General features: G+C 38.5%; 10 protein-coding genes. 6 read left to right on the forward strand and 4 right to left on the reverse strand.

Annotation, left to right across the window (positions count from 1 at the left end; translation table 11 throughout):
* Positions 1–107 precede the first annotated feature (107 nt).
* Positions 108–356 (forward strand): TIGR02450 family Trp-rich protein, encoded by a 249-nt coding sequence (locus tag IQ228_RS12575; RefSeq protein WP_027400712.1) that lies wholly within the window; start codon positions 108–110, stop codon positions 354–356.
* Positions 357–464: 108 nt separating this feature from the next.
* Here the strand turns inward: IQ228_RS12575 and IQ228_RS12580 are convergent, their stop codons facing one another.
* Entirely contained in the window at positions 465–2,105 is a 1,641-nt protein-coding gene (locus tag IQ228_RS12580; RefSeq protein WP_193962991.1) for an ATP-binding protein, read from the reverse strand.
* Between the two features lie 151 nt (positions 2,106–2,256).
* Positions 2,257–2,493, reverse strand: a complete 237-nt coding sequence (locus tag IQ228_RS12585; protein WP_027400711.1) for a hypothetical protein — start codon at positions 2,491–2,493, stop codon at positions 2,257–2,259.
* 368 nt (positions 2,494–2,861) lie between these two features.
* Between IQ228_RS12585 and lepA the strand changes: the two genes are divergently transcribed.
* The 3 genes from lepA to IQ228_RS12600 all read left to right on the forward strand — a co-directional run bounded on the left by lepA (position 2,862) and on the right by IQ228_RS12600 (position 7,478).
* Positions 2,862–4,673: a translation elongation factor 4 gene (lepA, locus tag IQ228_RS12590; protein ID WP_027400710.1), complete on the forward strand. Its 1,812-nt coding sequence runs from the start codon at positions 2,862–2,864 to the stop codon at positions 4,671–4,673.
* A gap of 107 nt (positions 4,674–4,780) precedes the next feature.
* Positions 4,781–6,064, forward strand: coding sequence for an FAD-binding oxidoreductase (locus IQ228_RS12595; RefSeq protein ID WP_193962992.1), 1,284 nt, complete (start codon positions 4,781–4,783; stop codon positions 6,062–6,064).
* Positions 6,065–6,125: 61 nt separating this feature from the next.
* Positions 6,126–7,478 (forward strand): (Fe-S)-binding protein, encoded by a 1,353-nt coding sequence (locus IQ228_RS12600; RefSeq protein WP_193962993.1) that lies wholly within the window; start codon positions 6,126–6,128, stop codon positions 7,476–7,478.
* Between the two features lie 247 nt (positions 7,479–7,725).
* Here IQ228_RS12600 and IQ228_RS12605 read toward each other — a convergent pair whose 3' ends face one another.
* Positions 7,726–8,151: a DUF29 family protein gene (locus IQ228_RS12605; RefSeq protein WP_027400707.1), complete on the reverse strand. Its 426-nt coding sequence runs from the start codon at positions 8,149–8,151 to the stop codon at positions 7,726–7,728.
* Positions 8,152–8,164: 13 nt separating this feature from the next.
* Positions 8,165–8,827 (reverse strand): class I SAM-dependent methyltransferase, encoded by a 663-nt coding sequence (locus IQ228_RS12610; protein ID WP_193962994.1) that lies wholly within the window; start codon positions 8,825–8,827, stop codon positions 8,165–8,167.
* 245 nt (positions 8,828–9,072) lie between these two features.
* Between IQ228_RS12610 and IQ228_RS12615 the strand changes: the two genes are divergently transcribed.
* Both IQ228_RS12615 and IQ228_RS12620 read left to right on the forward strand, forming a co-directional pair.
* Positions 9,073–9,366, forward strand: coding sequence for a type II toxin-antitoxin system RelE/ParE family toxin (locus tag IQ228_RS12615; protein WP_193962995.1), 294 nt, complete (start codon positions 9,073–9,075; stop codon positions 9,364–9,366).
* A gap of 16 nt (positions 9,367–9,382) precedes the next feature.
* Entirely contained in the window at positions 9,383–9,682 is a 300-nt protein-coding gene (locus tag IQ228_RS12620; RefSeq protein WP_027400705.1) for a HigA family addiction module antitoxin, read from the forward strand.
* Positions 9,683–10,796 lie beyond the last annotated feature (1,114 nt).

Below are 10,796 nucleotides of genomic sequence, written 5' to 3' on the forward strand. Positions count from 1 at the left end.
ATTATAAAATATCTGATATAAAACTTTACAGGTGATGGGTAATGGGTAATGGGTAAGAGGAGTTATTAACAACTGACCACTGGCAAATGACCACTGACAACGAACAAATGACTAAAAAACAAAAATTTCCTTACTTGCTGGGTTCTAAATGGACTGCACAAAAAAAAGTTGATGGTTGGCGACATTTTCAGGTTGTTAACCGCAAAAATCAGGGTAAATGGGTATATGCAGAAATGGTAGCAGCTTGTGATCCTCAAGTACGCTTTTGGTTAAATGCTAAATTATTACAAGATAATTCCCAATGGTACGCCGGCTGGCAAACCCTACAAGAAATAAACTCTATCGAAAACCATTAATTCCCATTACCCATTACCCATTACCCATTACCCATTACCCATTACCCATTACCCATTACCCATTACCCATTACCCATTACCCATTACCCATTACCCATTACCCATTACCTAAACCATCAATGGTTGTTGATACAGTGGCACAGTGAAAGTCACAGTTGAACCGAGTCCCTCACCTAGACTATAAAAATGTACCTCACCACCCATTGCTTCTATGAGCTTTTGGGATATGGTGAGTCCTAAACCTGTACCACCATAGTGACGAGTCCGAGAACCATCAATTTGAGAAAATAATTGAAATAGCTTATCTTGCTTATCTAAGGAAACACCAATACCTGTGTCAACAACGCGAACTTTGACTGTTGTAGGGTGTTTTTTCGGTATTAAATCAGCACTAATATTAATACTACCTTCATGGGTAAATTTAATAGCATTACCTACTAAATTTAGCATTACTTGTAATAATCTCCTATAGTTGCCTTGAACAATAATTGCATCAGAAATTGCAGGCATTTCCATGTGAAAACTAATATTTTTCACCTCCGCTTGCTGACGGGTAAAGCCTTCAACGTCATCAAATAATTCTTTGAGATTGACTGGTGAACAGTCTAATTCCATTTTACCTGCTTCAATTTTAGCAAAGTCCAAAATATCATTGAGGATATTTAACAGATGCAAAGATAATTCATGAGCTTCTAAAATAAACTCATGTTGTTCTTGAGCATCATCTGTAACTCCTTCTAAAATTAGCCTTAAGAAGCCAATCATGCCATTGAGAGGAGTCCGAATTTCGTGGGAGACATTAGCCAGAAATTCGCTTTTTAAGCGAGAAACTTCTTCAGCTTTTTGTCGGGATTCTTCTAGTTCTTGATATAAGGTAGCATGAGCGATCGCTGTTCCTAACTGATCTGCCACTTCCCTGGCTAATTCTAATTCTGCTTGTGTTAGTGGATGGCATTTATCAACAAAACTAAGAGCAGCTAAACCATTAGCTTTGTCTTTGTAACAAGTCGCAACAACTAGAGATTGAGACTGTGGAGATTGGTGATTAAATGAAACTGCCATTACCACAGGCTCTAAAGTCGCTAATGCTTGAGCAAAAGCCGGCTCAGAAGATATATCTATTTCTGAGTCAAGAATAGAAATTTGCTCTGGTTGATGATACTCCGCAATTATCTGAACCTTGGTATTAGGGGGTTGATAAGGGCAAATAATACAGCGTTCTAGGTTGAGTCTTTTTCCCAAGCTATCAACTGTTTGTTGCCAAATAACATCTAAATCCAGTGTCCGACGAATATTTCTGGTGATTTTGTTTAATAACCTTTGATGTCGCTGCAATCGTAAAGCTAACTCAAGTGCTGTTGGCGGTTCAAGTGCCTGATTCACATCTTGAGGATTAATTTTTGATGGTAACAACCTACCTATTACCAAAACTGTAGTTGTGGGCTGACCAAATTGCGGCAGAATCGGCGTAATTGTCAATTCCAACTCTAATAATTCGATATTCGGGCATTTAAACCAGTATTTCACCCTTTCCGGCACAGAACTGCTCAAAATCCGGTGTAAATTTTCTAGATAAACAACCTTATCTACTGGAGCAAAGCTATCATTTTCATTGAGGACATCAACTATCTTCTGGGGATCACACTCTAAGTATTGGCTGTGTTGCCAATAAAAAGTCAAATAGCGTCCAGAGGCATCTTGAGTATATACTAACTCTGCTCCCAGAGTTGCTGATGAGCGATCGCTCATAAAATTACTAGATTCCAGATTTTGAGAAATTAAATTCTGGCATAAACTTTTACAGGTTTTACATTTTTCAAGGGTAGATTTTTGACTTTTCTGGCATTTAAGAGATTAATTTTTACATTTCTTATTATTAGCTGATACCTGTCAAGTCGGTTTAATCATTCCATTCACCACGAGGGGGAACAGGTGTTCGTAGAGGGGTACGTGTTAACTCATCATCTCTATTAAAATCACCCCGTAACCATTGACGAATAGCCACCTCAATCACCTTACTGGGATCATTAGTTAGATGTTGAATTTGCTCTATTAATTCAGAATCTAGATTAAGAGCGATTTCTGTCTTCTCAGCGCGTTTTTTATCTGCACTATTGGGTTGTTCTTGCATATTCATGGGTTTAAATACTTTGAAATAGGTTTATTGAAACTGTTGTCCAGCAGTTATGATATTTATAATTGAGTGTATTCAATTGTAAACTGCTGAGTCATCAACATTAGGAGCTAGAAACAGATTCTAAATAATAGCGTAAGTTGTCATAGCAGGGAATGAGGAAGAGGTAATGGGTAATGGGTAATGGGTAATTAATTTTTGCTTCCTGCCTGTTCCCTGTTCCCTGTTCCCTGTTCCCTGTTCCCTGTTCCCTGTTCCCTGTTCCCTGTTCCCTGTTCCCTGTTCCCTGTTCCTTGGACTTCTGCTGTTTGTGTTAAAATACATGAAGTAAATAGCTTTCACTTTGGTTTGCTTTAGAGCAAAGATGGTATATGACTGACGTTCCCGCAGATCGCATTCGCAACTTTTGTATTATTGCTCACATTGATCACGGGAAATCAACTCTCGCAGATCGGTTGCTACAGGCTACTGGGACTGTAGAAGATAGACAGATGAAAGAGCAGTTTCTCGATAACATGGATTTGGAACGGGAGCGCGGCATTACAATTAAGCTGCAAGCTGCCCGGATGAATTATACTGCCAAGGATGGTCAGCAGTACGTTCTCAATTTAATTGATACTCCTGGTCACGTAGACTTCTCCTATGAAGTGTCCCGTTCCCTTGTGGCTTGTGAAGGGGCATTGTTAGTTGTGGATGCGTCCCAAGGTGTAGAGGCGCAAACCCTAGCCAATGTGTATTTAGCTCTAGAGAGTAATCTAGAAATTATCCCAGTTTTAAATAAAATTGATTTACCAGGAGCAGAACCAGAGCGAGTAATTGGCGAAATTGAAGAAATTATTGGTTTAGATTGCAGTGGTGCAATTTTAGCTTCAGCGAAAGAGGGAATTGGCATTACTGAGATTTTAGAAACAATTGTCAAACGAGTTCCCCCACCTGCTGATACTGTAAATGAAAGCCTGCGAGCGCTGATTTTTGATAGTTACTATGATAGTTACCGGGGTGTAATTGTTTATTTCCGGGTCATGGATGGTACTGTCAAAAAAGGCGATCGCATCTACTTAATGGCATCGAGTAAAGAATATGTCATTGAGGAACTAGGCGTACTCTCTCCCACCCAAAAGCCAGTTGAAGAACTCCATGCCGGAGAAGTAGGTTATTTAGGTGCAGCGATTAGAGCCGTAGCTGATGCCAGAGTAGGAGATACCATTACCCTATGCAAAAACAAAGCCACTGAAGCCTTACCTGGTTACGCAGAAGCCAATCCCATGGTATTTTGTGGAATGTTCCCCATAGACGCAGATCAGTTTGAAGACTTGCGGGAAGCCTTAGAAAAACTAGAACTCAATGATGCCGCATTACAGTATGAGCCAGAAACCTCCAGTGCAATGGGTTTTGGCTTCCGTTGCGGGTTTTTGGGATTACTGCACATGGAAATCGTCCAGGAACGCTTAGAGCGTGAGTATAACCTAGATTTAATCATTACCGCCCCCTCAGTGGTTTACAAAGTCGTCACCATCAAAGGGGAAGAACTGTACATTGATAATCCTAGCCGCTTACCTAACCCCAATGAGCGCGACAGAATTGAAGAACCCTACGTCAAAGTAGAAATGATTACTCCCGAAATCTACGTTGGTTCTTTAATGGAGTTGTCTCAAAACCGTCGCGGTATCTTCAAAGATATGAAATATCTCACCCAAGGACGGACCACACTCACCTATGAATTGCCTTTAGCCGAAGTTGTTACCGACTTTTTTGATCAAATGAAATCCCGTTCTCGCGGTTACGCCAGTATGGAATATCATCTGATTGGCTACCGAGAAAATCCTTTAGTAAAATTGGATATCATGATTAACGGTGATCCAGTGGATTCCCTAGCCATGATCGTTCACAGAGATAAAGCCTACAATGTCGGTAGATCAATGGCGGAAAAACTCAAAGAACTAATTCCCCGTCATCAATTCAAAGTCCCCATTCAAGCTTCCATTGGCGCAAAAGTTATCGCCAGTGAACATATCCCCGCCATGCGAAAAGATGTGTTAGCTAAATGCTACGGTGGCGACATCAGCCGCAAAAAGAAACTATTACAGAAGCAAGCCAAAGGAAAAAAACGCATGAAAGCTATAGGTACAGTAGATGTACCCCAGGAAGCTTTTATGGCTGTGCTGCGCTTAGATAAAGGCTAATTGTCACGTAGGGTTGGGGTTTCCCCGCCCTAATTTTATGACTTTGTTCCTTTGTGCGAAATACAATTCATATTAAATTAATTAAGAAGGATATAAACAATAGACTAATGAATTCAATAGCATCTACTTTAATTTCTATTCTCAGCCCTGAAACCTCCATTATATCTTGGGAAAATCTTACCCCCACCCAACAGCATCATATCCAACAAGGAATAGACTCCAAAAGCCAGCCTAGTTGTGTGATTTATCCCCATAGCCAAGCAGAATTAGCCACCGTTCTCACCACTGCCAACAGTCACAAATGGCGTGTTCTCACTTGTGGTAGTGGTAGTAAAATCAATTGGGGTGGTTTAGCTAAAAATATTGATATTATTGTCAGCACCGAACGTATTAACCAACTCATAGAACACGCTGTGGGTGATTTAACTGTCACCGTGGAAGCAGGGATGAAATTTGCCCAGATTCAGGAGATTTTGGCTAAACATCACCAATTTTTAGCACTTGATCCGGCTTTTCCTGATTCTGCTACCATAGGCGGTATTGTCGCTACCGCTGACACCAGTTCTCTGCGTCAACGTTATGGTGTGCGTGACCAACTTTTAGGTATAACTTTTATCCGCGCAGATGGACAAATCGCTAAAGCTGGGGGACGAGTTGTAAAAAATGTAGCTGGTTACGACTTAATGAAATTATTTACTGGCGCTTACGGTACATTAGGAATTATCAGCCAAGTCACTTTTCGCGTTTATCCCATTCCTGAAACTTCGGGAACTGTTATATTAACTGGGAAGCCAGAAGCCATATCCCAAGCAGTAAGAACTTTACAAGGTTCGGAATTAACACCAACTCAAGCAGATTTATTATCAAGTAAGTTAGTTACTAATTTGGATTTGGGGACAGGAATAGGTTTAATTGCCCGTTTTCAAACTATTAGCGAAAGTGTTCAAGAACAGTCAAAACGACTTTTAGCAATTGGCGAAAAATTAGGTTTACATGGAGTAATTTATTCAGGAAATGATGAAGCTGATTTATGGCAACGATTACCAGAACAAATACATTCTCATGTTTCAGAATCTACGATTACCTGCAAAATAGGTTTATTACCAACTGCTGCTGTGGAAATTATCAATCAAATAGAAGTCGGTTTAATTCATATTAGTAGTGGTTTAGGTTTGGTGCGTTTAGAAAATCAAGATCAGATTTTGCCTTTGCGGAATTTATGTGCAGCAAATTCTGGTTTTTTAAGTGTTTTATCTGCGCCTGTTGAGTTCAAGGAAAGGTTTGATGTTTGGGGGTATACTGGTAATGGGTTGCAGGTAATGCGCCGCATTAAGGAACAGTTTGACTCTCAAAATATTTTAAGTCCTGGTCGGTTTGTGGGTGGGATTTAAGTTTTAATAAACGAACCGCAGAGGCACAGAGGTCACAGAGGTTAAGAGGGGAGGAATATAAATGCAAGTTTCGGAAGGTTCGGTGAATAATAATACTGCTAGTATTAAGAATTTAAAGGGTTTTGATGGTAATTGTCCACCTGATGCAAAGTTAATTGATAGTTGTGTTCATTGTGGTTTTTGTTTGTCTACTTGTCCTAGTTATCGGATATTAGGAAAGGAGATGGATTCTCCCAGGGGACGTATCTATTTAATGGATGCTATTAATGAGGGTGAAATTGCTCTCAATACGGCTACTGTTGAACATTTTGATTCTTGTTTGGGTTGTCTGGCTTGTGTTTCTACTTGTCCTTCTGGTGTCCAGTATGATAAGTTGATTTCGGCTACTAGACATCAGGTGGAGAGGAATTATAGTCGCAGTTTACCTGATAAGTTGGTTCGACAATTGATTTTTTCTCTGTTTCCTAATCCTGATCTTTTAAGAATTTTACTTTTTCCTTTATTAGTTTATCAAAAGTTAGGAATTTCTAAGGTATTACAAGCAACTGGGTTAATTAAGGCTATATCTCCCCGGTTAGCTGCTATGGAATCTATTTTACCGGAAATTACTCTTAAATCTTTTCAGGATAATTTACCAGATATCATCCCAGCGAAGGGTGAAAAAAGATATCGCGTGGGTGTAATTTTAGGATGTGTGCAAAGGCTGTTTTTCTCTGGTGTGAATGAAGCAACTGTAAGAGTATTAACTGCAAATGGTTGTGAGGTGGTAATTCCTAAATCTCAAGGTTGTTGTGCTGCACTTCCTGAACACCAAGGACAAACGGAACAAGCTAAAACATTAGCCAGACAAATGATTGATAGTTTTGCTGATACTAATGTTGATTTTGTGATTATTAACGCTGCTGGTTGTGGTCATACTTTGAAGGAATATGGTCATATTTTAGCAGATGATCCCGAATATGCGGAAAGAGCCAAAGCATTTGCAGCGAAAGTGAAAGATTCACAGGAGTTTTTAGTTAATGTGGGTTTAACTGCTAAACTTTCACCTTTAACTGAGAAAAATATCAATTTAGTTTATCAAGATGCTTGTCATTTATTACATGGTCAAAAAATTAGTGTTCAACCCCGTCAACTGTTAAAACAAATTCCTGGTGTGACTTTGAAAGAACCCATAGACGCGGCTTTGTGTTGCGGTAGTGCGGGTATTTATAATATGTTACAACCAGAAGTTGCGGAGGAATTAGGTAAACAAAAAGCCCAGAATTTAATCAATACTGGTGCTGATTTAATTGCTTCTCCTAATCCTGGTTGTAGTTTGCAGATTAGTAAGTATTTACAGGGGAAAACTATTTCTGTTATGCACCCAATGGAATTGTTAGATTATTCAATTCGGGGGGATAAATTGGAGATTTAGAACATTTCTTAATCGGCGTTGCTGAATAAAAGTATGAATTTATCTCTCGCAGAGACGCAGAGGCGCAGAGAGTAAGAGTTCAAGAGATGGAATTTTCTACTTTCATACATCAATTCAGCAATGCCTCTTAATCTAATGAAGTACAAATTTATCTGCGTTTATCTGCGTCTATCCTCTTCCATCTGCGGTTAATTCCCTCCCATTATGCCTCACTTGAAGAAGATAAAAAAGAAGTCAGGGGTCTTATTTATCTTTCCCAAATTAAGTTCATTGCCTTTTTTATGATTTCTTCTTGTTGGACTAATTTGCTTAATTCTTCTGCTTCGTATTGACCTTCAAAAGCTTCGATTGCTGCTTTTTCTAATGCTAAATCATAAGCATCTTCTAGGGTTTCTGCTAATTCTGTTTCACTCATGTAAGTTCCTTTCGCTTTTTCACGGGAATTACTGCGTTGAATTTGTTTGACAGAATTGCGAATAGAAAGATTCCAAGACCTAGTGGTGCGATTTTCAGCAGCTTGTTTAATTAGGTGTAGAAGTAAAATGATGCCATAGCTAAATATTTTATTCAGTTTATCAGATTTGCTCATTTCTTCTAATTCTTCGACAATCAATAAGGCTTCTGTGATATTGCCTTGGTGCAGGAGTTCTTTGAGTGTAAGTAGTTCTTCCATTTGGTTGATTTTCCTAATTTTTCATCGCTAAGGTTAATCCGTCGGCTATGGGAACTAAACTCAGGGTAATTCGGCAGTCTTGATGTAATTTGCGATTCAACGCCCTAATTTTGTTAGTTTGATTATCTTGTATTTCTGTATCTGCAACTTTACCTGACCACAACACATTATCAATAGCAATTAATCCACCGGGACGAATTAATTCAAGACATTGCTCATAATAATTATCATAGTTACTTTTGTCAGCATCAATAAACGCAAAGTCAAAAGTTTCCGCTTCCCCTGCTGTCAATAACTTATCTAATGTTTCTAAAGCTGGGGCAATATGCAAATCAATTTTATCAGCTACTCCCGCTTCTTGCCAATAACGTCGAGCTACACTGGTATACTCTTCACTAACATCACAGGCGACTATTTTACCATCTGTGGGTAAAGCCAAAGCCACTACTAAGGAACTATAGCCAGTAAATACACCTACTTCTAAGGTTTTTTTTGCTCCTATTAACTTAATTAATAATGCCATGAATTGCCCCTGTTCAGGAGATATTTGCATGATAGACCTGGGCATTTGAGCAGTTTCTTGACGCAGTTGGGTTAAAATAGCTGGTTCGCGCAGGGAAATTGAAAGCAAATAATCATATAGGTTTTGTTCTAAACCCAGGGTCTGTTTTGACATGATTTATATTAATTATTTTATGATAGTTCTTCCTTGTCAGTTCTATGATAACAAATTTAAAATCAAATGTCAACCCCCAAATCCTCTTTTAAACCCGACTCGTTTTAAAGCGTGTTTCAAAATTTATTTATTGACAAAGTTCTCAGTTTCGACTATGCTTATGTTATGAGTGAAAAAGTGTGCGCCCATATATATAAGACTTTTATTTATCCAATTATTCAAAGCAGTAAAACCAACGTTTATAAATGATTCATGCTTTCAAGAACTTGGGTACACAAGACATTTTCGATGGTAAAGATTCTAAAGCTGCTCGAAAAACCTGTCCCTCATCCCTTTGGAAGCGTACAGTTCGTAAACTAGATCAATTAGACTCAGTTACAAGCCTAGAAGATTTAAAAATTCCCCCAGGTAATTGTCTAGAAGCATTAAAAGGTGATAGAGAAGGTCAGTATAGTATTCGGATTAATGATCAATATCGAATTTGCTTTTTTTGGCAAGAATTAGGGGCAGATGCTGTGGAAATTGTAGATTATCATTGAGGTATTAATCACATTTATGAAAATCCCAACCCATCGTCCTCCTACCCATCCTGGAGAAATGTTATTAGAAGAGTTTATGATCCATAAAGGTTTAACACCCCAAAAAGTAGCTGAGTCTATTGGTGTTACAGAACAGCAAATTGTAGATTTAATAGCAGGTAAACAGCATATCACACCCAGTTTAGCACTGCGGTTATCCAGGTTTTTTGGAATATCTGTTGATTTCTGGATGAATTTACAAGTTCGCTGGGATCTATATTATGCTCAACAAGCAGAAGCAGAATTTCTGAATACAATTAATCCTTTTGTCGCTTAATTGTCAGAATCAGGATATCCAGGATTTGAGGATTTACAGGATGTGATGGAAAGATTGTTTTTGAGGAAGTGGGGATTTTTTTGTCAGAATCAGGATATCCAGGATTTGAGGATTTACAGGATGTGATTTAAGGATTGTTTTTGAGGAAGTGGGGATTTTTTTTGTCTGAATCAGGATGTTCAGGATTTGAGGATTTACAGGATGTGATTTAAGGATTGTTTTTGAGGAAGTGGGGATTTTTTTGTCTGAATCAGGATGTTCAGGATTTGAGGATTTACAGGATGTGATTTAAGGATTGTTTTTGAGGAAGTGGGGATTTTTTTAGTCTGAATCAGGATGTTCAGGATTAAAGGATTTACAGGATGTGATTTAAGGATTGTTTTTGAGGAAGTGGGGATTTTTTTGTCTGAATCAGGATGTTCAGGATTTGAGGATTTTCAGGATGTGATTTAAAGATTGTTTTTGGGAAGTGGTGATTTTTTTGTCTGAATCAGGATGTTCAGGATTTGAGGATTTACAGGATGTGATTTAAGGATTGTTTTTGGGAAGTGGGGATTTTTTTGTCTGAATCAGGATGTTCAGGATTTGAGGATTTTCAGGATGTGATTTAAGGATTGTTTTTGAGGAAGTGGGGATTTTTTTGTCTGAATCAGGATGTTCAGGATTAAAGGATTTACAGGATGTGATGGAAAGATTGTTTTTGAGGAAGTGGGGATTTTTGGAAGTTGGAATATTTTAAAGATGTTGTTTTATGCTCTTCTTTAGATGGTTAGTTTACAGCATTTTCGCAATTACCAATTACCCATCCTGGATATCCTGATTCAGACAAAATCATCTCCAAAATCCCCACAAACAATCATTAAACAACATCCTGAAAAATCCCAACTTCTCACAAACAATCATCCAACAACATCCTGTAAATCCTGTAAATCCTGGATATCCTGATTCAGACAAAATCATCTCCAAAATCCCCACAAACAACCATTAAACAACATCCTGAAAAATCCCAACTTCCCACAAACAATCATCCAACAACATCCTGTAAATCCTGAAATCCTGAAAATCCTGATTCAGACAAAATCATCTCCAAAATCCCCACAAACAATCATCCAAC

The organism is Dolichospermum sp. LEGE 00246, from assembly GCF_015207865.1.
Lineage (GTDB): Bacteria > Cyanobacteriota > Cyanobacteriia > Cyanobacteriales > Nostocaceae > Dolichospermum > Dolichospermum heterosporum.